This window comes from Sphingomonas sp. Leaf25 (genome assembly GCF_001421635.1).
Taxonomy (GTDB): domain Bacteria; phylum Pseudomonadota; class Alphaproteobacteria; order Sphingomonadales; family Sphingomonadaceae; genus Sphingomonas.
The window spans coordinates 410,824-435,076 of the sequence record NZ_LMKU01000023.1; the positions used below are offsets into that span (position 1 = coordinate 410,824).

The window sequence follows — 24,253 nt, forward strand, 5'->3', positions numbered from 1 at the left end:
GGCTCCTCACAAGGTCCGCTGGAGCCGCACCACGGCGGCATCGAGCGATTGCAGAAAACGCGAGCGGTCGGCCTTGGCGAAGGGTGCCGGGCCACCAAGCTGGTCGCCGCCCGCGCGCAGATCGGCCATGATCGCCCGCGTCGCGATGGCGCCGCCGATCGATGCGCCGGTGAACGGCTTGCCATTGGGGGCCAGAACGCTCGCCCCGGCTTTCAGGCACCGGTCGGCGAGCAGGATGTCGGCGGTCACGACGACACAGTGCCGGTCGGCCGCCCCGGCGATCCAGTCGTCGGCGGCATCGAACCCGTCCGACACGATCACCCGTTCGACGAATGGCAGTGGCGGCACGCGAAACGCGCTGTTGCTGACGATCTTGACCGCCGCGCCATGCCGCTCGGCGACGCGATATACCTCGTCCTTGACCGGGCAGGCATCGGCATCGACGAGGATGCGGATCACGGTTCGATCGCTTGGGTGTCGATCACCTCGATCGCATCGGCCCGCCCGGCGAAGTCGACGGTTTCCCCCGCCATCAAGCCCGTCAGCGCCACCGCCAGCGGCGCGGTGAAGGCAACCCGCCCCGCCGCCGGATCGGCCTCGTCGCTGCCGACCAGTTCGATCGTCTTCTGCTGACCGTTCAATCGATAGGTGACGCGCGCCCCGAAGGCTACCTCGTCGGTCGGCACCGGCGCGATCTCGGCGGTCGAATGGCGCGTGCGCCAATAGCGCAGGTCGCGTTTCAGCGCCGTCTGCCGCTCGGCGTCGCTTTCCGCCGCCAGGTCGCGTTCCAGCCGCACGACCTGCTCGGCCATCGCCGCCAGTCCCCGCCGTGTGACGAGATTGGGGCCGGGGGGGAGCGGCAGTTCGAAGCGCGGTTCCTTATGCTCGTCGTCATCCTCCCGCCGGAACGCCACGCTCATCAGATCGCACCCGAAAACGTGTCGCACTGGGCAGGATCACCGGTCTGATACCCCCGGTTCAGCCAGCTACGACGCTGTGCCGAAGTGCCATGGGTAAAGCTCTCGGGCGAGGCGTTGCTGCCTTGCAGCGTGTCGTCGCCGATCGCTTCGGCCGCTTTAAGCCCTTCTTCCAGATCGCCCGGCTCCATCCGTCCGCTGCGCTTGCCCCATACGCCGGCATAGCAATCGGCCTGCAGTTCGAGGCGGACTGACTGGGCATTGCCCTGCGCCTTGGGCAGCGACTGCTGCGCCCGGCTGACCGCTTCGGCCTGTCCGGTCAGGTTCTGGATATGATGGCCGACCTCGTGCGCGACGACATAGGCCTGCGCGAAGTCGCCGCCCGCGCCGAAGCGTTGCGACAATTCGCGGAAGAAGCCGGTGTCGAGATACACGCCGCGATCGGGCGGGCAGTAGAACGGCCCCATCGCCGATTGCGCCGCGCCGCAACCCGACCGGCCATTGTCCTGATAGAAGCGCAACCGCGGCGGCGCATAGGTCTGCCCCTGTTGCGCATAGATTTCGCCCCATACCTGCTCGGTCGATTTGAGCACGCGGCAGGCGAACAGTTCCTCGGCGGTGTCGCACGGCACGTCGCCCTGCGCCGATCCCTGCTGCTGCGTCGTGGGAGCGCTGCTTCCGCCGCCCAGCATGCCGCCACCACCCGAGAACAACAGGAACGCGACCCCGACGATCGCAAGGATGCCGATCGTCCCGCAGCCAAGGCCACGCCCGAGCAGCAGCGGCAACAGGCCGAACAGGTTGAAGCCGCCCCCACCAAGCCCGCCGCCGCCACGGCCAAGATCGTCGACGTTGCTGGATGGATCGAGATCGTCGAGGCGCATGGGCGGCGGTCCGGTTCGTTAAAGCTGCGTATTGAAATGCGCGAAGGGGCACGCGCGTTGCAACCCTCGCCGATGAAATCGGTTGTACGGGCATTGAACCCCTGCACGAGAACGCACAAGGTGCCCGCGATGGCCGAAGCCGACCCCCGCCCGCGCCGCGCCGCACTCCCCGGACTGCCGCTTCCCGACTGCGTCGCACTGGTGTTGCAGGGCGGCGGCGCGCTCGGCAGCTATCAGGCCGGCGTGATCGAGCGGCTGGGCGAGGCGGGCGTCGAGATCGACTGGGTCGCCGGCATCTCGATCGGCGCGATCAATGCCGCGATCGTCGCGGGCAATCCGCCCGCCGCCCGTGTCGAACGCCTGCGACAGTTCTGGAACCAGGCGGGGGGCGTGCTGCCGTGGTTCCCGATCCTGCCCGACGATCAGGTGCGCGAATGGGTGCATGAATGGTCGGCGGGCGTGGTGTTGGCGACCGGGGTGCCGGGCTTCTTCCGCCCGCGCATGCTCGCGCCGCAGTTCGCCTCGCCCGGCACGCCCGCCGCGCTCAGCTATTACGATACGACCCCCTTGCGCGAGACGCTCGACACGCTGGTCGACTGGGATCTGGTCAACGGCGGACCGGTGCGCCTGTCGGTCGGCGCGGTGGATATTGAGAGCGGCAATTTCGTGTATTTCGACAGCGCGCGCGAACGGCTCGACGCGCGCCATGTCATGGCATCAGGCGCACTGCCGCCGGGGCTGCCTCCGGTCGAGATCGACGGGCGGTGGTATTGGGACGGCGGCCTCGTCAGCAATACGCCGCTCACCCACATCCTCGACCATCAGCGCGATCCGATGCTGGTGTTCCAGGTCGATTTGTTCGCCGCCGAAGCCACGATGCCGCGCACGATCGGCGACGTGGTGGCGCGCGAAAAGGAAATCCGTTTCTCCAGCCGCACCCGGCAGGTGTCGGCCGAACGGCTGCATCTGCGGCAGGAACGCGAACTGATCCGCCGTCTGGTCGCCCGCCTGCCCGCCGACCTGCGTGACGATGCCGACGTCCGCGCGCTGGAGGCGCTGGCCGACGAACATCCCCTGAGCCTCGTCCACCTGATCTACCGCGCCAATGCGTGGGAGGGCGGGGCGCGCGACTATGAATTTTCGGCACGGGCGATGGAGGAGCATTGGGCCGCCGGCCGTGCCGCCATCGCCGAGACGATGGCCAATGCGCAGGTCGTCGCCGCCAATATCGTCGACGGGCGGACCGCCGCGTTCGACCTCACCCCCAATCCCCACAAGCGCCAAGGATAGTTCATGTTCCTGAAGGGCAAGACCGCGATCGTCACCGGCTCCACCTCGGGCATCGGCCTCGCCTATGCCAAGGCGTTCGCCGCCGAGGGCGCGACGGTCGTCATCAACGGCTTCGGTGACGCCGACGCGATCGAGAAGGAACGTACCGCGCTGGCGGCGGCGAGCGGCGCGGAAGCGCGCTACGACGCGGCCGACATGACCAAGCCCGATCAGATCGCGGCGATGGTCGATCACGCAGCGGCGGAGTTCGGATCGGTCGACATCATCGTCAACAACGCCGGTATCCAGCATGTCGCGAAGATCGAGGATTTCCCCGTCGACAAATGGGACACGATCCTCGCGATCAACCTGTCGTCGGCGTTCCACATGATCCGCGCCGCCGTGCCGCACATGAAGAAGGCGGGCTGGGGCCGGATCATCAATACCGCGTCGGCGCACAGCCTTGTCGCCAGCCCCAATAAATCGGCCTATGTCACCGCCAAGCACGGGCTGGCTGGGCTGACCAAGACGGTCGCGCTCGAAGCCGCGACCTGCGGCATTACCGCCAACTGCATCTCGCCCGGCTATGTCTGGACCCCGCTGGTCGAACAGCAGATCCCCGACACCATGGCCTCGCGTGGCCTTACCCGCGAGCAGGTGATGAACGACGTGCTGCTGGCGGCGCAACCGACCAAGGAATTCGTCACCGCCGAACAGGTCGCGTCGCTCGCGCTCTATCTCTGCCGCGACGAAGCAAAGGCGATCACCGGCACCAATTTGTCGATCGACGGCGGCTGGACGGCGGCGTGACGATCGCATGACGCGCTACGCAACGATTCCGGCCCTGTGCCTCGGGGCGATGCTGGGGGCCTGCGGGGGCGGGGGGGCACCGGTCGCATCCGCCGCCGCCACGCCGCCACCCCCGGTCCGCGACGACTGGCGGCGGGTGGCGACGCCGAACGATCGCGACCGGTTGCGGCGCTGGCGCGATGCGTGGCTGGCGGCGCTGCCCCGCGCCCGTGCCGCCGATGCCGCCGGCGTCGCGGCGCAGGGCATGTTGTTCGATCCCGACCGGCGACTGGCAGGGGACGCTCCGGCTGGTCGCTACCGCTGTCGGGTGTTCAAGCTGGGTGGGGTGGGCACCGCGTCACGCGACTTCACCGCCTATCCGGCGTTCGATTGCCGGATTGACGATGAGGGATCGGTGCGCAGTTTCTACAAGCTTAGCGGGTCGCAGCGGCCGGTGGGGCTCTTGTTTGCCGATGGTGACCGCACCGTGTTCCTCGGTACGCTGCTGCTCGGCGACGAGCGGGCGGCGCTGCAATATGGGCAGGACCGCGACCGTGACATGGCCGGCTGGCTGGAGCGGGTCGGAGAGCGGCGCTGGCGGCTGGTGCTGCCCTATCCGCGGTTCGAATCGACGCTTGACGTGATCGAACTCATCCCCGCCGAGGGGTAAGGGGAAGGGCGGACCCTTCCCCTCGTGCGTCACTGTGCCGGTGCGGCGGGGGCAGCGACCGGAGTGGGCGGCGTCACCCCGGCAACGGCGGCCGGCGGGGGCGGTGGCGGGACGGCACCCGCCGCGCACGGCGGACCACCAGCGGCCAGGCGCGGATCGGGACCGCGACCGTCCGGGCCGGGACCGCCCGGGCCACCCGGACCCTTGGGACCACGCGGACCATCACGCCCGGGGCCATGCGGGCCGTGGCGCGGATCGGGGCCGACCGCCGTCACCTTGCCCGCCGGATCGACGAGGTAGGACGCGCGCAACTGTCCGTTGTCATAGCGGCCCTGTACCTGCACTGCCTGTCCCTTCGCAGGCGCGGTGTCCCGTCCGGCGTCGACCATCGCCCGGCCGGTGGCGTCCTGCACCACGAACCGGTCGCCATAGACTTCGGCAACCCGGCCCTTGACCGTCACCACGCCGTCGCTGGCGGACAGACGGTTGACCGGCGTCGCGACGGTCGGTGCCATCTCGACGCCCGGCCGGGTCAGCGACACCGCACCTGCGCCGCCGGCGGCACCGATCGCCAGACCGAGGCCCATGCCCAGCGCCACCTTGCCGACGCCCGGAAAACGAAATTTCGTCATGTCTTCTGCTCCTTCATGCTGCGATGGCATCGCTCTAGCCGAGTCGTCCCCGCGCCTCGCTGAACCCGGCGGTTCAGATTGGGTTTAGACAGGCGGCGTAGCGGAGGGCCCATGCGTATCCTGTTGGTGGAAGACGATCCCGATCTCGGCCCCGCGATCCAGCGGGCACTGCGCGCGGAGCAATGCGCGGTCGATCTGGTGCCAAGCGGCATCGACGCGCAGCATCTGGGCGATACCGAACGCTATGACGTGGCAGTGCTCGACCTCGGCCTGCCCGACCGCGAGGGCACACAGGTATTGCGCGCATGGCGCGAGGGCGGCCGTACCCTGCCGGTGCTGATCCTGACCGCGCGCGATGGCTGGTCGGACAAGGTCGCCGGGTTCAAGGCCGGTGCCGACGATTTCCTGACCAAGCCGTTCCGTATCGAGGAACTGATGATGCGACTGCGCGCGCTGGTTCGCCGCGCCGCCGGGCATGGCGCCACCCGGCTGACCTGCGGGCCACTCGCGTTCGAGAGCCAGACCGGGGTGTTCGAACTGGACGGGCTGCCGCTTCGGCTCACCGCGCTCGAATATCGTGTCCTGTCGGCGCTGATGCTTGCCAAGGAAGCGGTGATCGAGCGGCTCGACCTGATGGAGCGGGTCTATGAAGGCGATGCCGACGTCGATTCGAACAGCCTTGAGGTCATCATCGGGCGGTTGCGCAAGAAGATCGGCGCGTCGCTGATCGAAACGGTGCGCGGGCGCGGCTATCGCCTCACCGCCGGGACATGAGGCTGCCGCGTTCGATCCATGGCCGCATGCTGGCGCTGTCGGCGGTGACGACATTGGTCGCGCTGCCGGTGGCGGGGTTCGCGATCGGCGGGGTGCTCGAACATTTCGTGACGCGCAACATCGACGAGCGGCTAAGCGACAAGCTGCGGCTGGCTGGGGCGGTGGTGCGGCCCGACGGAACGATCGATCAGGCGTTGCTCGACCGGGCATCGGTCAAGCGTGCCTTCGCTGCCGATACCGCGTGGCGGATCGACGCACCGGCCGGTACGATCGGGAGCGGGACCCTGCCCGGCGATATCGTGCGCCGCGATAGCGACCGGATCGCACCGGCGGAACGCGGCCGCCGGCATCCGCCGCTGCCGGGACGCGACGACCCCGGGATGCAGCCGTTCGAGGCCGAATTGGTCGATGGCACGCGCGCCCATGGCCTGACCGATACGATCGCGACCACCGCCGGGCCGGTCCGCGTGGCGGTGGCCGTCCCGCGTTGGCAGATCGATGCGCCGCTGCGCTTAGCGATGCTGCCGCTGATCGCGACGTTGATGATCGTCGCGATCGTGCTGGCGACGGCGACACTGGTGCAGCTTCGCTATGGCCTGCGTCCGTTGCGGCTGCTGCGCGACCGGGTGGCGGCGATTCGGCAGGGGGCGGCGGAGGGCGTGCCCGAGGGTCAGCCCGACGAACTCCGCCCGCTGGCGATCGAACTGAACGCGCTGATCCGCGACAATGCCGCCGCGCTGGCAACCGCGCGGGGCTCGGCGGCGAACCTCGCCCATGCGCTCAAGACCCCGGTGGCGACGCTGGCGCTCGACCTCCACGGCGATCCGCGGGGCGCGCAGGTGGCGCGGATCGATGCGACGATCCGCCACCACCTTGCCCGCGCGCGCGACGGCATGGTCGACCGGCGTGGCGCGACGCCACTCTGTCCAGCGATCGAGGGACTGATAGTGGCGGTCGAGGCGCTGCACCGGGGATCGGCCGTCACCATCGAAGCGACCGTTCCCGACCTGATCGTCGCGGTCGATGCCGCCGATCTCGACGAACTGGCGGGCAATCTGATCGACAATGCCGCGCGCCATGCCCGCTCGATCGTCCGGGTATCGGCCGCACGCGATGAAGCGATGGCGGCGCTGACCGTCACCGACGACGGCCCCGGCATTCCCGCCACCGACCGTGCCCGTGCGACCGATCCCGGTATCCGGCTGGACGAACGCGGCGACGGGCATGGCTTCGGCCTGACGATCGTTCGCGATCTGGCGGCGCTCTATGGCGGCGCGCTGACGCTGGGCGAGGCACCGAGCGGCGGACTTGCCGCCACCGTGACGCTACCGTTGGTCAGCCGAGCGTGACGCTGCCGGCGGCACCGCCGCGCAGCGTCAGCGACTTCACCACCGTCCCGCGCCGCACGTTCACCTGATTGACCTGCGCGCGGTAGACGTCGCTCAGCACGCTCGACCGGACGGCGACGACCTTTGCCCGCTTCGGCACACGGCCGCGATACTCGATCCGCACCTCGGCATGTGACAGGTCGGTTTTGACGTGGGTCAGCGCCACCGGCTTGCCGTCGATCGTCAGCGTAAAGCGCCGCAGGACATAGGCTTCCAGTGCCGCCAGCGCCACCGGATCGTCGAGGCTGGTCTGCGCGGTCGGCGCGATCTTCGCCAGTGCCGGTTCGATGTCATGCGCCTCGAACCGGTGCGACACGGTGACGCTGCCGTCGGCGAGCGTCACCACCGCGAGCGAATCATGCCCGCGATGCGCCTGCGCCGGGGCGACGATCGCCAGCCCCAGCGCGAGTGCCGCCCAACGCCTCACTTCGCCGCCGCCGGATAGGTGCGTACCGATCCCGGCTTCACCTGCACGTCGAAGTCCTTCATCCGGTTTTCCAGCTCGTCAATATCCTCGATCTCCAGCACCACCGGGCGGATGGCGCCGCGCCATGCGTTGTTCGACCGGTCGGCATCGGCGATTTCCAGCAGCGGGTCGATCTCCGCCGCCGTGACGGTCTTTGGCGTCACATATTGCCACGTCACCTGTTTGGGATCGTAACGCCAGACCTCGGCGGGGATGCGGGCGATCTCGGTCGATCCGTCGCTGAACGTCAGTTTCAGCGGCACCGGCATCACCAGCCCGCCGATGTTGCGGAAGGTGAAGCGATAGAAATTGTCGGTCACGGCGAACGCGGCGCGCTGCTGCGGGGTAAGCCCTTGCAGCTTCTCGGCGAGATCGCGGCGCTGCTGCGGGCTGACCGCCAGCCGGTCGGTCTGGTCGTAGAAGTCGCGGGTCGCCGGATCGCGCTCGGTCACGGTACGCTGCCCGGCGTTGCGCTGAACGGTCAGCGAGACATTGTCCCCATCGCGGATCGCGCGGCGTTGCCGCTCGGTCGCCGGCAGGTCGCCGCCGGCGACACGGCCCTGCACGACGTTGGTCAGCGCGACATCGACATGGTCGGTCGAATAGAACCAGCCGCGCCAGAACCAGTCGAGATCTACCCCTGAGCTTTCCTCCATCGTGCGGAAGAAGTCGTAGGGCGTCGGCCGCTTGAACCGCCAGCGGTTGGCATATTCGCGGAACGCCCGGTCGAACAGGTCGCGGCCCAGCACCGTCTCTCGTAGGATGGTGAGCGCGGTCGCCGGCTTGCCATAGCCGTTGGCACCGAATTGCAGCACCGAATCGGACTGGGTCATCAGCGGGACCTGATTGTCCGACAGCATGTATTCGGCGATGTCCTTCGGCTCGCCCCGCCGCGAAGGGAAGTCCTTGTCCCACAGCTTTTCGGCCTGGAACTGGAGGAAGGTGTTCAGCCCCTCGTCCATCCACGTCCACTGGCGTTCGTCGCTGTTGACGATCATCGGGAACCAGTCGTGGCCGACCTCGTGGATCACCACGCCGATCAGCCCGGTCTTGGCGCGTTCGGTATAGGTCAGCGCCCCGGTCTTGGCGTCCTTCACCGGCCGGGGACCGTTGAAGGTAATCATGGGATATTCCATGCCGCCGACCGGACCGTTGACCGATTGCGCCACGGGATAGGGGTAGGGGAAGGCGAATTTTCCATAGACGTCGATGGTGTGGGCGATCGCCTTGGTCGAGTACGCATCCCACAGCGGACGTGCTTCCTTGGGGTAGAACGACATCGCCATGACGTGCGGGTTCGCGGCATAGTCCTGCCGAACGCCCATCGCGTCCCATGCGAACTTGCGCGACGATGCCCAGCCGAAATCGCGCACGTTCTGCGCGGCGAAGGTCCACGTCTTGCTGCCCGACGCGCGGCTGCGCTCGGCAGCGACTGCTTCCTCGGGGGTGACGATATAGGTCGGGCTGCTCGCGGTCTTCGCCGTTTCCAGCCTCTGGCGCTGCACAGGGGTCAGCACCTGATCGGGGTTCTGGAGCACGCCGGTCGCCGAGACGACATGGTCGGCGGGCACGGTCAGCGCGACGCGATAGTCGCCGAATTCGAGCGTGAATTCGCCCGCGCCCAGAAACGCCTTGTTATGCCAGCCTTCGTAATCCGAATAGACCGCAAGGCGCGGGAACCACTGTGCGCCCTCGAAGATGCAATTACCGTCCTGTCCGGGATCGGTGAAACATTCATAGCCCGACCGGCCGTCGACGACCTTCTGTTCGGCCATCGGGAACGACCAGTCGATGCTGATCGTGACTTCGCCGCCGTTGCCCGCGACCGGGGCGGGCAGTTCGATGCGCAGCAGGCTGTCGGTAACGCGGTGGGCCAGCGGCTGGCCGTCGGGGCCGCGCACGGCAGCGATGGTGAAGCCGCCTTCCCAGTCCTGCATCCGCTTGGCGCGGTTGATGTCGCCGATGCTGATCGTCGCGGTATCCGCCACCGTCTGGCTCATCTGCGCGATCGAGCTGCGCTTGTAGTCGTTCTGGTCGAGCAGCAGCCAGAGATACGGCAGCGCGTCGGGCGAGTTGTTGCGATAGCGGATCGTCTCGCTGCCGGTCACGACCTTGGTCGCTTCGTTCAGCGCGACGCGGACGTCGTAATCGACCTTCTGCTGCCAGTAGCGATGGCCCGGCGCCCCCGATGCGCCGCGATAGTCGGTCGGCGTCGGCCAGTCCTCACCCTCCAGTTGGCGGAACTTGTCCTGCCAGTCGCCCTTGGTCTGGCGGATCGGATCGGCGAATGCTGGCGGCGCGGCCAGCAGCAGGAGGCCGAGCGCGAGGCGGGAAGCGGAGGTCTTGAGCAACGGACGGTTCTTTCGCAGCGGGTCGGCGGTGATCGTCGCTGCGGATACCGGATACGTCAACCGTCGATTGCCGATCATCGCGCCAATGGTTGCAGTCGCCGCGCCCATGCGGCAAGCGACCCATGGAATCAACGCTCTGGGAGCCAAAGGCGATGATGCTCAATCGGCGGACGGCGCTTGCCGGGCTGGCGCTTCCCCTGATCGGTGGGCGTGCCTCTGCCTTGGCACGGCAGGGCGATCCGTTGCTGTTCGCCTATTTCGGCACCGGACGCGGTGAGGCAACGGGGTTGAAGCTGGCGCTGAGCGACGACGGCTTCGCCTTTCGCGAACTGGCCGGGGGGCGGAGTTTCCTAAAACCCATGGTCGGCGAATCGAAGCTGATGCGCGATCCGTTCCTGTTCCGGGGCGAAGGGCGGAGCGCCCCATGGCACCTGTTGTGGACCACCGCATGGGACGGGGTGACGATCGGCCATGCCACCAGCCGCGATCTGCGCCACTGGACGCCGCAGCGCGCGTTGCCGGTGATGGCCGGGGTGGCGGGCACCCGCAACTGCTGGGCACCCGAGGCGATCTGGGACGCGCGGCGGCGTGTGTATGTCGTCTTCTGGTCGAGCACGGTGCGCGGACGATTTCCCGAAACCGACGGCAGTTCGGAATCGGGCTACAACCACCGGCTCTGGTATGTGACGACGCGCGATTTCGTGACGTTCGGCCCGCCGCAGGTGCTGTACGATCCGGGGTTCAGCGTGATCGACGGGACGTTCGCGCGGGGGGACGACGGCAGCCTCCACCTGATCGTCAAGGACGAGACGGTGCAGCCGCCGCGCAAATATCTGCAGGTCGCGCGTGCCGCCACTCCGACCGGGCCGTTCGCGCCGCTTGGGGCAGCGTTCACGCCGTCGTGGGTCGAAGGACCGATGACCGCGCAGGTGGGCGGGGAGACGATCTGTTACTGGGACGTGTATCGCGACGGTCATTGGGGCGCGGCGGCGACGCGCGACTTCCGCGAATGGCGCGACGTGACCGCGCGGCTGACGATGCCCGGGGGCGCCCGCCACGGATCGCTGGTGCGGATACCGCGCGCGCTGGCCGAAGGGCTGGTGGCAGGACCGGTGGCATAAGGCGGTGACGATCGCCCCGTTCCTGAATGGCGGTGGCCGGGCGGCCGACATGATCCGCGCGCGCGACTGGTCGGACCATGTGCTGGGGCCGCCCGAAACCTGGCCCGACGCGCTGTGCAGCGCGCTCAGCCTCGTCGTCAATTCGCCCGAATCGATGATCCTGTGCTGGGGGCCGGACCTCACCTTCTTCTTCAACGAAGCCTATTTTCCGCTGCTGGGGCCACGGCTCGACTGGGCGATGGGCGAGCGGTTCGACCGGGTCTGGGCCGACGGGCTGGAACAGGCGATGCCGATCATTGCGGCGGCCTATGCCGGAACCAGCCCGCGCTATGTCGACGTGCCGTGGAAGCTCGATACCGATCGTGGCGCGGCGGATACGTGGTGGAGCTTTTCCTATTCGCGGATTCTCGACCGTGACGGTGCGATTGCCGGACTGTTCATCTTCACCAACGAGACCACGTCGCGGGTCCTGTCCGACGCGGCGCTGAAGCGCAGCCAGGCCGAACTGACCACCGCGCTGGAGGATCTGCGCGAGCTGAACCACACGCTGGAGGCGCGCGTCGCCGAACGCACTGCCGAGCGCAATATCCTGGCCAGCATTCTCGAGACGACCGACGCGACCGTGAACGTCCTCGACCTCGACTACACTTGGCTGGCGATCAACGGTGCCGGCGTGACCGAATTCGAGCGGGTGTTCGGCGTGCGGCCGCGGGTGGGAGACAATCTGCTCGCGCTGATCGCCGATCAGCCCGAACAGATGGCGTTGGTGCGATCGGTCTGGGACCGGGCGCTGGCGGGCGAGGAATTCACCGCGATCGAAGTGTTCGGCGATACCGACCGCGGCCATGCCCGCCGCGCCTATGAGATGAAGTTCAACCGGCTGTACGACGATGCCGGCAACCGGATCGGCGCGTTCCAGTTCGTCACCGACGTGACCGACCGGCTGCGCGCCGAGGCCGACCTGCGCGAGGCGCAGGACGCGCTGCGACAGGCGCAGAAGATGGAGGCGATGGGCCAGTTGACTGGCGGCGTCGCGCACGACTTCAACAATCTGCTGACCCCGATCCTCGGCAGCCTCGACCTGCTCCAGCGGCGCGCCGGCCTGTCGCCGCGCGAACTGCGGCTGATCGACGGCGCGTTGCAATCGGCCGAGCGCGCGCGGACGCTGGTCCAGCGGCTGCTGGCGTTCGCGCGGCGGCAACCGTTGCAGCGCGGTGCCGTCGACCTGTCGGCGCTGATCGGCGGCATGGCCGATCTGATCGGCAGCACCATCGGGCCGCAGACGGCGCTGACTACCATGGTGTCCGCCGACCTGCCGCCCGCGCTGGCCGATGCCAACCAGTTGGAAATGGCTGTTTTGAACCTGTGCGTGAACGCGCGTGACGCGATGCCGGGCGGGGGGCGGATCACCATCGCCGCCGACCTGCCCGACGCGGCCGAGGCGCGCGATGCCGGGGTGAGTGCCGGGCGCTATGTCCGGCTGTCGGTGATCGATACCGGCACCGGCATGACCGCCGACATCGCCGTCCGCGCGATCGAGCCGTTTTTTTCGACCAAGGGGATCGGCAAGGGCACCGGGCTTGGCCTGTCGATGGTCCATGGCCTCGCGCTGCAACTGGGCGGCACGATGGCGATCGTCAGCGCGCCGGGGGTCGGCACGCGCATCGACCTGTGGTTGCCGGTCAGCGCGGCGGCGGTGGTGGAGAACGGCGGTGGCGAGGATGCCGATCCGCTGCAATTCCGGGGCCGCGCGCTGGTGGTCGACGACGAACCGCTGGTGCGGATGACCACTGCCGTCATGCTCCAGAACCTTGGCTATGATACGGTCGAGGTCGACAGCGCGACCGAGGCGGAGCGGGTGCTCAACACCCGCCGGTTCGATCTGGTCGTGACCGATCACTTGATGCCCGGCCCGTCGGGCGCGTGGCTGGCGCGGACGGTGCGTGACCGCATGCCGGGCGTCGCCGTGCTGATCGTGTCGGGCTATGCCGAGGTCGACGGGCTGCCCGCCGACCTGCCGCGCCTGACCAAGCCGTTCCGCGAAGCCGAGCTGGCCCGCGCCATCGCCGCGCTGGGCGGCTGAACCGCACGCACCGTTGCCGCGTTCGAGCCGCTCCAATCGCACAGGAGCGTTTCGATGACCCGACCCGACGGCACCCGGGGCTTCGTCCTCAACCAGACGATGCTGCGCGTGCGCGACCCGAGCGCCAGCCTGTCCTTCTATCAGGACGTGCTGGGCATGACGCTGATCCAGAAGCTGGATTTCGAGGAGATGGCGTTCTCGCTGTATTTCCTCGCCTATCTCAAGGACGGCGAGACGATCCCCGCCGACCCGGCGGAACGCGCCCGCTTCCTGTTCACGCGCGAGACGACGCTGGAACTGACGCATAACTGGGGCACCGAGGACGATGCCGACTTCGCCGGCTATCACAATGGCAATGCCGATCCGCGCGGCTTCGGTCATATCGGCATTTCGGTGCCCGACGTCGCCGCCGCCTGCGCGCGGTTCGAGGAACTGGGCGTATCCTTCGTCAAGCGGCCCGACGAGGGCAAGATGAAGGACATCGCCTTCATCGCCGATCCCGATGGCTATTGGATCGAGATCCTGTCGCCGAACGGCATGACCGATGCCGTCGTTCAGGCGGAGGATGCGGCATGAAGGCGACGACCCTGCGCGCCCCCGGCGGCCTCGACCGGCTGGAATGGATCGAGCGCGCCGATCCGGGGCAGCCGGGGCCGGGCGACATCCGCGTCGCGCTGCATGGAAGTTCGCTCAACTTCCACGACTATATCGTCGTCAGCGGCAAGTCGCCCGCCGCCGATGGCCGCGTGCCGATGGCGGACGGCGCGGGTGTGGTCGAGGCGGTGGGCGAGGGCGTCACCGCCTTCGCGGTCGGTGACACCGTCGTCTCGTGCTTCTTCCCCGACTGGCAGGACGGCCCGCCGACGATCGGCGATTTCGCGCGGACGCCGGGCGACGGCATCGACGGGTTCGCGCAAGGGACGGTCGTGCTGCCCGCCACCGCCTTCACCCACGCGCCCAAGGGCTGGGACGCGGTCGAGGCGGCGACGATCACCACCGCCGGCCTCACCGCATGGCGCGCGCTGGTGGTCGATGGCGGATTGAAGGCGGGCGACCGGGTGCTGCTGCTCGGCACCGGTGGCGTCTCGATCTGGGCGTTGCAGATCGCCAAGGCGATGGGGGCGGTGGTCGCCATCACCTCGTCGAGCGACGCGAAGCTGGCGCGGGCGCGCGACCTCGGCGCGGACTTCACCGTCAATTATCGCAGCGATCAGGACTGGGGCGCGACCGTCGCGGCATGGGCGGACGGGCGCGGCGTCGATCATGTGGTCGAGGTCGGCGGCCCGGCCACGCTCGCCCAGTCGATCGCGGCGGTGCGGGTCGGTGGGCATATTTCGCTGATCGGCGTGCTGACCGGGCGCGGCGGCGAGGTGCCGACGGCGGCGCTGATGGCGAAACAGGCGCGGTTGCAGGGGCTGATCGTCGGCAGCCGGCGCGCGCAACAGGATTTCGTCTGCGCGCTTGATGCGACCGGCATTCGCCCAGTCGTCGACCGCCGCTTCGCGCTGACCGATCTGGCCGAGGCGTTCCGGTTTCAGGAGGGCGGCGAGCATTTCGGCAAGATCGGGGTGGAGTGGTAAGCCGGTAAAGCCCCTCCCTGACAGGGAGGGGTTGGGGTGGGTTGGTCCGTGGTGCGAGCGTGCCTTCCCTCGCAGGCCGGGGCCCCCCCCCCCCCCCCCCCCCCCCCCCNTCCCTTCCAGGGAGGGGAGTAGTGGTTACTGACCACTCGGCGTCTTAGCCTTTACCGTTTCGGGCGGCGTCACCGGAGACAGCGTCTGCTTCTGCGTCGCGGTGTTGATCCGCCGCTTGCGCTCGAACGGCGGCAGGTCGACGCGGCGACCGGTCTTGAGCGCCTCGACGATGCCTTCGATGACGCGCAGATCGGCCAGACCCTCCTCGGCATCGGGTTCGGGATCGTCGCCGTTCAGGATGCAGTCGGAGAAATATTTCATCTCGCCCCCGAACTGGTCGGTTGGCTTGAACTTCTCTTCGGACTTGGTCGTATCGATCGTGATCGTCTGATGCTGGGTATCGCCATAGCCGAACGCGGGATCGATATGGATGCTGCCCTTGGCGCCGCAGATCGTCAGATAGTCGACGTTGCCGGCGTAATAGCTGACGGTGAAGCTCGCGAGGCGATCACCCGGCATCCGCAGCACGACCGCGAACGTATCGTCGAGATCGCCGAAGCCGGCCTTCGCCTGCCGGGTTGCCACCGCCGATTCAACCGCGACCGGTTCCTCGCCGAACAGGTAGCGGATGGCGTTGATCGGATACGGCCCCATGTCGAACAGCGGCCCGGCGACGATGCCGTGGCTGGCGCGGTGGTTCTCGGGGTCGAGCGACTGGCTGAACGTCGCGGTAAAGGTGACGAGATCGCCCAGCTTGCCGTCGCGCACCTTGTCGATCGCCGACAGCGTGCCGGGTTCGAAATGCAGGCGATAGGCGGTCATCAGCTTCGCCGACGACGCCTGCTGCGCGGCAAGGATCGCGCGACCCTGTTCGGTCGAGATTTCGAGTGGCTTTTCGCACAGCACATGGATGCCCGCCGCGAGTGCGGGCACCGCGAATTCAGCATGCCGCCAGTTGGGCGTACCGAGATACACCGCATCGATCGTGCCCGATGCCAGCAGTTCGTGATATTCGTCATAGCTATAGGTGCGATCGAGGCCGTACATCTCGGCCAGTGCCGTCGCCTTGTCGCTGTCGCCGGTGACGACGGTGACGAGCTTCGAATTGCCGGTGTGTTTGATGCCGGGCAGCATCGAACGCTGGGTGATGTCGCCGGCACCGACGACGGCGTAGCGGACCTTCTTGCCAAGGCCCAGGGCGGAAGCGAGGCTCATGCGGCGGTTCTCCGAACTATCGTTTTCAGGGGAGGTGAAGCCACGCAAACGCACGTCGCCGCCGCTGTCTCCCCGCGATCACGGACATTTGCGCGCTATCACGGGTTATCGGGCGCATGTTCCTGCGATCCTCGTCCGCCTCTGCTCCCGCCTCGCTGCGCGATACCGACGGCTATCTGCCGCTTGCCCGCTACGGTGCGCTGGGGGACGGGCGGGCGGTGGTGCTGTCGGGCGCGGACGGATCGATCGACTGGTGGTGCGTGCCCAACATGGATTCGCCGCCGCTGTTCGACCGGCTGCTCGATGCGGGGCAGGGCGGCTATTTCGCGATCACCCCGGTCGAACCGTTCACCAGCGAACAACGCTACCGCGACGACAGCAACGTGCTGGAGACGATCTTCACGACCGCCAGTGGCCGCGCCAAGCTGGTCGAGAGCCTGAACAGCGGCACTGCCGGGCGATTGCCCTGGGCCGAACTCGCCCGCCGGGTGGAGGGGCTCGACGGGCGCGTCGCCTTCACGCTGACGCTGCGTTTCGGGCGGCGGGCCGATACCGTCAGCCCCTATTTCGCGCGGGCCGGGGGGCACGACGTGTTCCATGTCGGCGCGGTGCTGGGGCTGGTGCGTTGCTCGGACAATGTCACGATCGACCGGCAGGGCGACGACGGTATCGACGGGCGGATCGCGGTGGGGCCGGGCGAGCGCGCGACGATCGGCATCGTCGCCGGCGCCGACGAGCCGCTGGTGGTGCCGACGATTCAAGCGGTCGACGAACGCATCGACCTGTCCGACAAGGAATGGCGCGACTGGACGCAGCGGCTCCACTGTGTCGGCGATCACCGCGCGACCGCGATCCGCAGCGCGCTGGCGCTGAAGCTGCTGCTCTACTCGCCCTCGGGTGCGATCGTCGCCGCCGCGACGACGTCGCTGCCCGAACGGATCGGCGGCAACAAGAACTGGGACTATCGCTACGCCTGGATTCGCGACGCGGGCTACACGATCAAGGCGTTCCTGCGGATCGGTGCGCTGGGCGAGGCGAAGGCGGGGTTCACCTGGCTGCTCAAGCGGCTGGGCGAGGGTGCCCCGCGCGTCTGTTACACGCTGGCCGGCGACCGGGTGCCCGACGAACGGCGGGTCGACCTGCCCGGTTATCGCGGGTCGCAGCCGGTGGTCGCGGGCAATCTTGCCACCAACCAGCACCAGCACGGCATTTATGGCGACATCTTCGAGACGGCCGAACGCTTCGTCGCCTGTGGCAACATCCTCGATTCGACCAGTGCCGAGACGCTGTCGCACCTCGCCGACCAATGCGCCGATCGTTGGCGGCAGAAGGATGCCGGCATCTGGGAGCTGGAAGAGGTCCAGCATTACACCATGTCGAAGATCAGTTGCTGGCAGGCGCTGGAGCGCGCCGTCGAACTGGCCGATGCCGGGCAGCTTCCCACCACCTGCCGCGACCGCTGGGCGCGCGAGCGCGACCGGATCATGGACTGGATCGGCGAGCATTGCTGGTCGGAGGAGCGCGGCGCCTATCTCTGCTATCCGGGCGCGGACGGCCTCGATGCGTCGCTGGCGCTGGCGGTGCGGTTCCGCTTCGACGGGCAGGACCGGCTGGCGCGCACGCTCGACGCGATCGACCGCGAGCTTGGCGCGGGGGCCTATCACTATCGCTACACCGGCATGGACAAGGAAGAAGGCTGTTTCCTTGCCTGTACTTTCTGGATGGTCGAGGCGCGGGCGATCCTTGGCCAGCACGACCGCGCGGCGGCGGCGTTCGACGCGGCGATGGCGGGGCTGGCGGACGGCGTCGGCATCCTGCCGGAAATGATCGATCCGAAGACGCACGAGTATCTCGGCAATTTGCCGCAAGGTTTGAGCCACTTAGCACTGATCCAGGCGATTGCCACGCTGAACGGTACGCAATTGTGACGGAACTTCGCGTCATTTCAAGAGCTTGGCCGTCCGGTGTTGCTGGATTGGAGAGACAGGATGAACTTCGGGCTTGATGGAAAGATCGCGTTGGTGACGGGATCGGACAGCGGGATCGGCCGGGAAACCGCGCGCATGCTGCTGGAGGAAGGCGTGCGGGTCGCGATCAGCGACCGACCCGGCGGTGACATCGAATCCACGCTCGAAGGCTTGAAGCAATATGGCGAGGTGGTCGCGGTGCCGGCCGACGTTACCAAGCTGGCCGACGTGCAGGCGCTGTTCGCCAAGGTGCGCGACTTGCTCGGCGATCCGGAGATCGTGGTCAATGCGGCCGGCGTGACCGGGGCGACCGGTGATTTCCTCGAGGTCGACGATGCCGGCTGGGCGGAGACGCTGGAGATCAACCTGATGGGTGCGGTCCGCGTCGCGCGCGAGGCAATTCCGGCGATGCGCAAGGCGGGCGGCGGGCGGATCGTGCTGATCGCGTCCGAGGATGCAGTGCAGCCCTATGTCGACGAGCTTGCCTATTGCGCGTCCAAGGCCGGGTTGCTGAACCTGACGAAAGGGCTGTCCAAGGCCTATGGCTGCGACAATGTGCTGGTGAACAGTGTGTCGCCCGCCTTTATCGAAACGCCGATGACCGACGCGATGATGGAAAAGCGCGCAAAGGAACTCGGCACCGACATGGACTCGGCGATCGAGAGTTTCCTGAAGGAAGAGCGCCCCGGCATGGTGCTCAAGCGCCGCGGCAAGGCGGAGGAAGTGGCCGCCGCGATCGTGTTCCTGTGCTCGGGACCGGCGAGCTTCATCAACGGTGCAAACATCCGCGTCGATTCGGGCGCGGTGATGACGATGGCGGGCTGAACCGGAGCGGCTCCCCCCGGAAGGGGGGAGCCGTTCGCTTAGGTCAGCACCTTTTCCGGCACCGGCACCGCCGCCAGCGGCGTCGTCGCGTCGATCTCCATCAGCGGCTTGAGCAGCCCGTCGCGCAGATCATAGATCCAGCCGTGCAGTTCGAGCGGCTTGCCCGATGCAAAGGCGTTCTGGATCACATCGGTCCGGGCCAGCTTCACCAACTGGTCGCGGACGTTCAGTTCGACCAGCCGGTTGCTGCGCAACTCGCCGGCGGGCAGGCCGTCGAGTTCATCGCGGTGGTCGCGGATCACGTCGCGCAGGATGTTGAGCCAGTCGTCGATATGGCCGTCGACCTCGCCCGACAGCACGGTTTCGACGCCGCCGCAGCCATAATGACCGCAGACGATGATGTGGCGCACCCCGACGGTTTCGACCGCATATTGCACCAGCGACATCAGATTCTGGTCGTTCGGATCGATCAGATTGGCGATGTTGCGGTGCATCAGCATCTCGCCCGGCTGGGCATTGGTCAACTGGTCGGGCGCGACGCGGCTGTCCGATGGCCCGATCCATAGGAAATCGGGTTGTTCGCCTTGCGTCTGGCGCGTGAAATACCGGGGGTTCTCCTCCAGCTTTTCCGACGCCCATGCCTTGTTGGCGAGCAGCAGGTGTTTGTATTCCCTCATGCGTAGGCGACCTCCTTGCGCGGCGCCTTGATCTGCGGCGCGGTCTTTTCACCGATGTCGCCGCGGACCAGCACGTTGACGCCCCGATACTGGGCATTCTTGATGAAGCCGTTGATGATGTCGATATTGTCGAGATCGACATAGCTGGTCGCCGACAGGTCGATCACCACGGTGCAGTCGTCGGGCACCTTGTCGAGTTCGCGGGTCAGTTCGACCTTGTGGATGAAGTACAGGTTGCGCTTGGCGCGCACCATGCAGCTTGCCCCCGGGCCTTCGCCGTCCTGCACGAACGTCACCGCCGGGCGGAAATTGCGCGCGATGACGAACACGAAGCCGATGACGAGACCGATCACGATGCCCTTGAGCAGATCGGTGAACAGGATCGCCACCACGGTCACGACGAACGGGACGAACTGGGTATAGCCCTGCTTCCAGCGCTTCACGAACAGCTCGGGCTTGGTCAGCTTGTACCCGGTCTGGATCAGCACCGCCGCCAGTGCCGACAGCGGGATGAGGTTGAGCAGCACCGGGATCAGCAGCACCGACAGCAGCAGCCAGCTACCGTGCAGGATCGTCGACATCTTGGACGCGGCGTTGGCACCGACGTTGGCCGACGACCGCACGATCACCGACGTGACCGGCAGGCCGCCGATCAGGCCGGAGATGATGTTGCCGCCACCCTGCGCCAGCAGTTCGTGGTTCTTGTCGGTCACGCGACGCTTGGGGTCGATCTCGTCCACCGCCTTGACCGACAACAGCGATTCGAGGCTGGCGACGATCGCGAGCGTCACCGCCACGGTCCATACCGTCGCATTGCCGATCTGGCCGAAGTCGGGGAAGCTGAACAGCTTGACGAACCCGCCAAGACTCTCGGCGATCGGCACGCTGACCAGATGGGTCGGCTTGACCTGCAACGCCGGCGCGACCAACCCGAACAGCGCGTTGAGCGCGACCGATCCGACCACGACGACCAGCGGGCCGGGAATGAATTTCAGGAAACCGTCGCTGGGCTTCGCCTTTTCCCACCAGAACAGGAAGGCAAGGCTGATCGCGGCGATGACCGCCGCGCCCCAGACCACCTGTTCGCGCAGCACGAAGATGATGGTGTTGAAGGTGTTGCGCCCGTCGTCCTGCCGGAAGGCGAAGTCGCCGCCCGGATCGCCGTCATAGCCGATCGCGTGTGGCACCTGCTTCAAGATCAGGATCAGGCCGATCGCCGCCAGCATGCCGGTGATGACCGACGACGGCACGAATTCGCCAAGCACGCCCGACCGCGAAAAGGACAGCAGCACCTGGAGGATGCCGGCGAGCATCACCGCGAGCAGGAACGCCTCGAACGAGGGGAGGCGGGTGATCGCGTCGAGCACGATCACGGTCAGGCCGGCGGCGGGGCCGCTGACCGACAACGGCGATTTCGACAGCGCACCGACGACGATGCCGCCGACGATCCCGGAGATCAGCCCGGAAAACAACGGCGCGCCCGACGCCAGCGCGACGCCGAGGCAGAGGGGCAGCGCGACGAGCGCGACGACGATCGACGCCGGCAAATCCTGCCGAAGATTGGCGATCAGGGATGGTTGCGACATGGCGGCAGGGATGCCTTGTGGTTGAACGGGGTGCGCCGGCCATGCCTCGGGGGAAGCATGGCCGGCGCGGAACCCGCTAGGCCGACGGGACGGGGGAGGGAAGAATCGCCCCGCCGGACATGCGGGAACGGCTTATTCGGCAGCTTCGGCCGTATAGAAATCGGCGGCCAGCCGCTTCGCGGCGGGCAACGCCACCGGCAGCGGGCGATCTTCGTTGATCGGCGCGAACCGGCCGGTTTCGCCGTCGAGCGCGAGGATCACCCCGGCATGGATGTCGACGAACCAGCCGTGCAGCGTCAGATCACCCTTGGCGATGCGCGAGGCGACGGCGGGATGGGTGCGCAGGTGCGAGATCTGCACCACGACGTTCTCGAGGCTGGCGGCGCGGACCGCGGCCTGATCGTCAAGATCGGGATAGCTGTGCGAGACGACCGAATGGGCAGCATGGCTGTGGCGCAGCCACGCCGCGACGCTCGGCAGGCCTGCCAGCGTCTCCGGCTTCATCAGCGCGCCCATCGCGCCGCAGCCCGAATGGCCCGATACGATGATGTCGGTGACGCCGAGCACCGCGACCGCATATTCGACCGTGGAGGTCGTGCCGCCGTTCTGCTGGGTGAAGGGGGGGACGATGTTGCCGGCGTTGCGGATGACGAACACGTCGCCCGGCTTCGCCTGGAGGATATGTTCGGGAACGACGCGCGAATCCGAACACGAGATCATCAGCACCTTGGGGCTCTGCCCATCGGTCGCCAGCTTTGAATAAAGGTCGGCATCGGTGCCGAACACGTCCTTTTCGAATCCGAAGACCCGGCCAATGACGTCGTTCATATCGCTTGTTCCCAATCCAGAGGGCATGGGCCGCAGCCATGCCGGTCGAGATCAGCGTATACGGCCAAGATAATTGCTGCGTTCGACGGCCGTGTAACGAATTATTGCCGCTGCACTGCGGCAGGAAGCACGATTGCAACGCACAACCCGCCCCCGTCGCGATTGGCGAGTTCGAGCCGTCCACCCTCCGCCTCGACCGCGCGGGCGACGATCGACAGGCCAAGGCCGAAGCCGACCGTGTCGCGCTTGCGCGCGGTGTCCAGCCGCACGAACGGTTCGAGGACATGGCCGAGCGATTCCTCGGGGATACCCGGGCCGTCGTCCTCGACCCGGACGATGGTGACATCCGCCTCGCGCACCAGCGTGAGCCGCGCGCTGCCGCCGTAATGGATCGCATTCTCGACCAGATTGATGACCGCGCGGCGGAAGTTGGACCGGCGCACGACCCGTTCGCAATGGTCGGGGCCGTGATAGCTGGCGTCATGGCCGTGATCGGTCGCGTCGTCGACGATGCTGGCGCACAGCACGGCGATGTCGACCAGTGTCGGCTTTTCCGGCTCCCCCTCCCCGCCGAGGAAGGCGAGCAGCGAGAGGACCATCGCCTCCATTTCGGCCAGATCATTCTGCACCGTGGTGCGCACCTGGCGATCGGCGATCGCATCGGTGCGCAGCCGCAGCCGGGCGAGCGGGGTGCGCAGGTCATGGCCGACCGCCGCCAGCGCGCGGGTGCGATCCTCGATCAACCGGTGGATGCGCGCCTGCAATCCGTTGAACGCCACCACCAGCCGGCGGACCTCGCCCGGTCCCGCCTCCTCGACCGGCGGCAGCGCGGCGGCACCGCCCGCGCCGAAGCGATCGACCGCATCGGCCAGTTGCCGCATCGGCCGCAGCGTCCGGCGGATCAACAGCCCGCCCGCGACCATCAACGCGATCGCCGGGATCAGCGCGAGCAGGATGCGCCCGAGCGCCAGATCGAAGGCGCGGAGCGGCTCCAGCGTGCGGAAATACAGCCAGCTCCCGTCATCCAGCCGCAGCACGCCGGTGACGACCGATCGCCCGCCGGGCGACGCCAGCGTCAGGTGCAGCCCGGTGTCGGCGAGCGTCGGTTCCCATGCCAGCACCTGCTGTTCCATCTCGCGCAACTCGGTGCCGCGCACGGGCAGGGCGGGGAGGGTCGGCCGCCACTGGACGGCATAGCGTTCGGTGGTCAGTTCGGCGGCCATCCCCGGCCGTTCGGCGATGGCGCGTTCGTCGACGATCCGCCGCGCGATCACCAGATGCTCGGCCAGCCGCCGCGCCTCGTCATCGCGTACCGAAAACTGGCTGGCGCGTTCGTAGAGCAGGACCGAGACGCCGAATTCGATGACGATCGTCAGCAGCAGGATCGCGACGATCCGCCCGATCAACCCGAACGGCATCGCCGGCAGGGTGCGTTTCACCGCCGCTCGACCGGCACGTTCAGCATATAGCCGACGCCGCGCACCGTCACGATCGGCGGGGTGGCGCCGGCGGTCGACAGCTTGCGGCGCAGCCGGCTGATGAGGACGTCGATGCTGCGGTCCGAACTGTCGCCGAGCCGGGTGCGCGACAGCTCGATCAGCCGTTCGCGGGCGATCACCCGCTGCGCATGGTCGAGCAGCACGACCAGCAGGTCGAATTCCGCCCCGGTCAGGTCGACCGACGCGCCGGTCGGCGAGGTCAGCTCGCGCCGCGGCAGGTTCGCGGTCCAGCCTTCGAAGGTATAGATGCCCTCCTCGCGCTGCGTCGTCTGCGCGTTCAGTTCGCCCCGGCGCAGCACGGCGCGGACGCGGGCGATCAGCTCGCGCGTGCCGAACGGCTTGGGCAGATAATCGTCGGCCCCCAGTTCGAGGCCGATGACACGGTCGACCTCGCTCCCCTTGGCCGAGACGAAGATGATCGGCACCGCGCTGGTCTGGCGGATCTGGCGGCACAGGTCGATGCCGCTGGTGCCCGGCAGCATGATGTCGAGCAGGATCAGATCGACCGGCCCCTGTTCGAGCGCCAGCCACATCTCGGGCGCGGCCGAGCAGGTGCGCACGAGATAGCCGTTTTCCTGCAACGCGCGGGCGGTGAGGGTGCGCAGCGCGGGATCGTCCTCGACGACGATGATGGACGGGGCGGTCATGCGGGCAAACTCGTCATGTCGCGTGGGCTAGGGA

General features: G+C 67.7%; 23 protein-coding genes. 11 read left to right on the forward strand and 12 right to left on the reverse strand.

From position 1 onward, the window contains the following. Positions 1-6: 6 nt before the first annotated feature. Genes ASE78_RS09585 through ASE78_RS09595 form a run of 3 tightly spaced genes read right to left on the reverse strand, consistent with a single transcriptional unit; the run spans position 7 to position 1,801 of the window. Positions 7-456: a YaiI/YqxD family protein gene (locus ASE78_RS09585; protein ID WP_082467129.1), complete on the reverse strand. Its 450-nt coding sequence runs from the start codon at positions 454-456 to the stop codon at positions 7-9. Then, entirely contained in the window at positions 456-920 is a 465-nt protein-coding gene (locus tag ASE78_RS09590; protein WP_056496125.1) for a GreA/GreB family elongation factor, read from the reverse strand. The genes ASE78_RS09585 and ASE78_RS09590 overlap by 1 nt, the downstream gene beginning before the upstream one ends. Beyond that, positions 920-1,801, reverse strand: coding sequence for a neutral zinc metallopeptidase (locus ASE78_RS09595; protein ID WP_056496127.1), 882 nt, complete (start codon positions 1,799-1,801; stop codon positions 920-922). Before ASE78_RS09595 ends, ASE78_RS09590 begins: the two co-directional genes overlap by 1 nt. A gap of 129 nt (positions 1,802-1,930) precedes the next feature. Here ASE78_RS09595 and ASE78_RS09600 point away from each other — a divergent pair, with 129 nt between their 5' ends. From ASE78_RS09600 to ASE78_RS09610, 3 genes are read left to right on the forward strand one after another with little or no spacing between them, the layout of a single operon-like run. Beyond that, a complete protein-coding gene (locus ASE78_RS09600; protein ID WP_056496129.1) occupies positions 1,931-3,091 on the forward strand; it encodes a patatin-like phospholipase family protein in 1,161 nt (386 codons plus the stop codon). 3 nt (positions 3,092-3,094) lie between these two features. Next, on the forward strand, positions 3,095-3,880 hold the full coding sequence (locus tag ASE78_RS09605) for a 3-hydroxybutyrate dehydrogenase (protein WP_056496132.1): 786 nt from the start codon (positions 3,095-3,097) through the stop codon (positions 3,878-3,880). A 7-nt stretch (positions 3,881-3,887) separates the two neighbouring features. Next, positions 3,888-4,529, forward strand: coding sequence for a DUF4893 domain-containing protein (locus tag ASE78_RS09610; protein ID WP_235514977.1), 642 nt, complete (start codon positions 3,888-3,890; stop codon positions 4,527-4,529). A gap of 29 nt (positions 4,530-4,558) precedes the next feature. On the opposite strand, the gene ASE78_RS09615 is transcribed toward ASE78_RS09610, so the two are convergent. Continuing rightward, on the reverse strand, positions 4,559-5,161 hold the full coding sequence (locus tag ASE78_RS09615; RefSeq protein WP_082467111.1) for a hypothetical protein: 603 nt from the start codon (positions 5,159-5,161) through the stop codon (positions 4,559-4,561). A gap of 111 nt (positions 5,162-5,272) precedes the next feature. Between ASE78_RS09615 and ASE78_RS09620 the strand changes: the two genes are divergently transcribed. Further along, positions 5,273-5,935 carry a response regulator transcription factor gene (locus ASE78_RS09620; RefSeq protein ID WP_056496135.1) on the forward strand — a complete coding sequence of 221 codons (663 nt, stop codon included), beginning with the start codon at positions 5,273-5,275 and terminating at the stop codon, positions 5,933-5,935. Beyond that, positions 5,932-7,284 carry a sensor histidine kinase gene (locus tag ASE78_RS09625; protein ID WP_235514978.1) on the forward strand — a complete coding sequence of 451 codons (1,353 nt, stop codon included), beginning with the start codon at positions 5,932-5,934 and terminating at the stop codon, positions 7,282-7,284. Before ASE78_RS09620 ends, ASE78_RS09625 begins: the two co-directional genes overlap by 4 nt. Here ASE78_RS09625 and ASE78_RS09630 read toward each other — a convergent pair. Continuing rightward, complete coding sequence (locus ASE78_RS09630; RefSeq protein WP_056496139.1) at positions 7,271-7,750, reverse strand: DUF6702 family protein; 480 nt, start codon at positions 7,748-7,750, stop codon at positions 7,271-7,273. The genes ASE78_RS09625 and ASE78_RS09630 overlap by 14 nt on opposite strands. Further along, complete coding sequence (locus ASE78_RS09635) at positions 7,747-10,218, reverse strand: M1 family metallopeptidase (RefSeq protein ID WP_156351392.1); 2,472 nt, start codon at positions 10,216-10,218, stop codon at positions 7,747-7,749. Before ASE78_RS09635 ends, ASE78_RS09630 begins: the two co-directional genes overlap by 4 nt. Positions 10,219-10,262: 44 nt before the next feature. Between ASE78_RS09635 and ASE78_RS09640 the strand changes: the two genes are divergently transcribed. From ASE78_RS09640 to ASE78_RS09655, 4 genes are read left to right on the forward strand one after another with little or no spacing between them, the layout of a single operon-like run. Further along, the gene (locus ASE78_RS09640) at positions 10,263-11,261 is read left to right on the forward strand and encodes a glycoside hydrolase family 43 protein (RefSeq protein ID WP_235514980.1); all 999 of its coding nucleotides are present in this window, start codon (positions 10,263-10,265) and stop codon (positions 11,259-11,261) included. A 4-nt stretch (positions 11,262-11,265) separates the two neighbouring features. After that, positions 11,266-13,344: an ATP-binding protein gene (locus ASE78_RS09645; RefSeq protein WP_235514982.1), complete on the forward strand. Its 2,079-nt coding sequence runs from the start codon at positions 11,266-11,268 to the stop codon at positions 13,342-13,344. A gap of 54 nt (positions 13,345-13,398) precedes the next feature. Then, a complete protein-coding gene (gene gloA, locus ASE78_RS09650; protein ID WP_056496143.1) occupies positions 13,399-13,920 on the forward strand; it encodes a lactoylglutathione lyase in 522 nt (173 codons plus the stop codon). Next, a complete protein-coding gene (locus tag ASE78_RS09655; RefSeq protein ID WP_056496146.1) occupies positions 13,917-14,924 on the forward strand; it encodes a zinc-dependent alcohol dehydrogenase family protein in 1,008 nt (335 codons plus the stop codon). The genes gloA and ASE78_RS09655 overlap by 4 nt, the downstream gene beginning before the upstream one ends. A 135-nt stretch (positions 14,925-15,059) precedes the next feature. Here ASE78_RS09655 and ASE78_RS09660 read toward each other — a convergent pair whose 3' ends face one another. Then, positions 15,060-16,190: a Gfo/Idh/MocA family protein gene (locus ASE78_RS09660; RefSeq protein WP_056496149.1), complete on the reverse strand. Its 1,131-nt coding sequence runs from the start codon at positions 16,188-16,190 to the stop codon at positions 15,060-15,062. Positions 16,191-16,306: 116 nt separating this feature from the next. Here ASE78_RS09660 and ASE78_RS09665 point away from each other — a divergent pair, with 116 nt between their 5' ends. Next, complete coding sequence (locus ASE78_RS09665) at positions 16,307-18,118, forward strand: glycoside hydrolase family 15 protein (protein ID WP_056496151.1); 1,812 nt, start codon at positions 16,307-16,309, stop codon at positions 18,116-18,118. 60 nt (positions 18,119-18,178) lie between these two features. After that, the gene (locus tag ASE78_RS09670) at positions 18,179-18,982 is read left to right on the forward strand and encodes an SDR family NAD(P)-dependent oxidoreductase (RefSeq protein WP_056496153.1); all 804 of its coding nucleotides are present in this window, start codon (positions 18,179-18,181) and stop codon (positions 18,980-18,982) included. 38 nt (positions 18,983-19,020) lie between these two features. Here the strand turns inward: ASE78_RS09670 and ASE78_RS09675 are convergent, their stop codons facing one another. The 5 genes from ASE78_RS09675 to ASE78_RS09695 all read right to left on the reverse strand — a co-directional run bounded on the left by ASE78_RS09675 (position 19,021) and on the right by ASE78_RS09695 (position 24,219). After that, a complete protein-coding gene (locus ASE78_RS09675) occupies positions 19,021-19,659 on the reverse strand; it encodes a carbonic anhydrase (protein ID WP_055762681.1) in 639 nt (212 codons plus the stop codon). Beyond that, the gene (locus ASE78_RS09680; protein WP_056496158.1) at positions 19,656-21,245 is read right to left on the reverse strand and encodes a SulP family inorganic anion transporter; all 1,590 of its coding nucleotides are present in this window, start codon (positions 21,243-21,245) and stop codon (positions 19,656-19,658) included. The genes ASE78_RS09675 and ASE78_RS09680 overlap by 4 nt, the downstream gene beginning before the upstream one ends. Before the next feature lie 132 nt (positions 21,246-21,377). Further along, positions 21,378-22,073, reverse strand: coding sequence for a carbonic anhydrase (locus ASE78_RS09685; protein WP_055762675.1), 696 nt, complete (start codon positions 22,071-22,073; stop codon positions 21,378-21,380). Between the two features lie 101 nt (positions 22,074-22,174). After that, positions 22,175-23,491: an ATP-binding protein gene (locus tag ASE78_RS09690; RefSeq protein ID WP_056496524.1), complete on the reverse strand. Its 1,317-nt coding sequence runs from the start codon at positions 23,489-23,491 to the stop codon at positions 22,175-22,177. 17 nt (positions 23,492-23,508) lie between these two features. Beyond that, positions 23,509-24,219, reverse strand: coding sequence for a response regulator (locus ASE78_RS09695; protein ID WP_056496161.1), 711 nt, complete (start codon positions 24,217-24,219; stop codon positions 23,509-23,511). Positions 24,220-24,253: the final 34 nt, after the last annotated feature.

Coding starts and splice junctions, on each gene's coding strand:
- ASE78_RS09590 (WP_056496125.1), bottom strand. CDS start 920: ATGAGCGTGGCGTTCCGGCGGGAGGATGACGACGAGCATAAGGAACCG.
- ASE78_RS09600 (WP_056496129.1), top strand. CDS start 1,931: ATGGCCGAAGCCGACCCCCGCCCGCGCCGCGCCGCACTCCCCGGACTG.
- ASE78_RS09675 (WP_055762681.1), bottom strand. CDS start 19,659: ATGAGGGAATACAAACACCTGCTGCTCGCCAACAAGGCATGGGCGTCG.
- ASE78_RS09655 (WP_056496146.1), top strand. CDS start 13,917: ATGAAGGCGACGACCCTGCGCGCCCCCGGCGGCCTCGACCGGCTGGAA.
- ASE78_RS09635 (WP_156351392.1), bottom strand. CDS start 10,218: ATGATCGGCAATCGACGGTTGACGTATCCGGTATCCGCAGCGACGATC.
- ASE78_RS09660 (WP_056496149.1), bottom strand. CDS start 16,190: ATGAGCCTCGCTTCCGCCCTGGGCCTTGGCAAGAAGGTCCGCTACGCC.
- ASE78_RS09640 (WP_235514980.1), top strand. CDS start 10,263: ATGGAATCAACGCTCTGGGAGCCAAAGGCGATGATGCTCAATCGGCGG.
- ASE78_RS09695 (WP_056496161.1), bottom strand. CDS start 24,219: ATGACCGCCCCGTCCATCATCGTCGTCGAGGACGATCCCGCGCTGCGC.
- ASE78_RS09690 (WP_056496524.1), bottom strand. CDS start 23,491: ATGCCGTTCGGGTTGATCGGGCGGATCGTCGCGATCCTGCTGCTGACG.
- ASE78_RS09615 (WP_082467111.1), bottom strand. CDS start 5,161: ATGACGAAATTTCGTTTTCCGGGCGTCGGCAAGGTGGCGCTGGGCATG.
- gloA (WP_056496143.1), top strand. CDS start 13,399: ATGACCCGACCCGACGGCACCCGGGGCTTCGTCCTCAACCAGACGATG.
- ASE78_RS09665 (WP_056496151.1), top strand. CDS start 16,307: ATGTTCCTGCGATCCTCGTCCGCCTCTGCTCCCGCCTCGCTGCGCGAT.
- ASE78_RS09605 (WP_056496132.1), top strand. CDS start 3,095: ATGTTCCTGAAGGGCAAGACCGCGATCGTCACCGGCTCCACCTCGGGC.
- ASE78_RS09620 (WP_056496135.1), top strand. CDS start 5,273: ATGCGTATCCTGTTGGTGGAAGACGATCCCGATCTCGGCCCCGCGATC.
- ASE78_RS09680 (WP_056496158.1), bottom strand. CDS start 21,245: ATGTCGCAACCATCCCTGATCGCCAATCTTCGGCAGGATTTGCCGGCG.
- ASE78_RS09625 (WP_235514978.1), top strand. CDS start 5,932: ATGAGGCTGCCGCGTTCGATCCATGGCCGCATGCTGGCGCTGTCGGCG.
- ASE78_RS09610 (WP_235514977.1), top strand. CDS start 3,888: ATGACGCGCTACGCAACGATTCCGGCCCTGTGCCTCGGGGCGATGCTG.
- ASE78_RS09670 (WP_056496153.1), top strand. CDS start 18,179: ATGAACTTCGGGCTTGATGGAAAGATCGCGTTGGTGACGGGATCGGAC.
- ASE78_RS09685 (WP_055762675.1), bottom strand. CDS start 22,073: ATGAACGACGTCATTGGCCGGGTCTTCGGATTCGAAAAGGACGTGTTC.
- ASE78_RS09595 (WP_056496127.1), bottom strand. CDS start 1,801: ATGCGCCTCGACGATCTCGATCCATCCAGCAACGTCGACGATCTTGGC.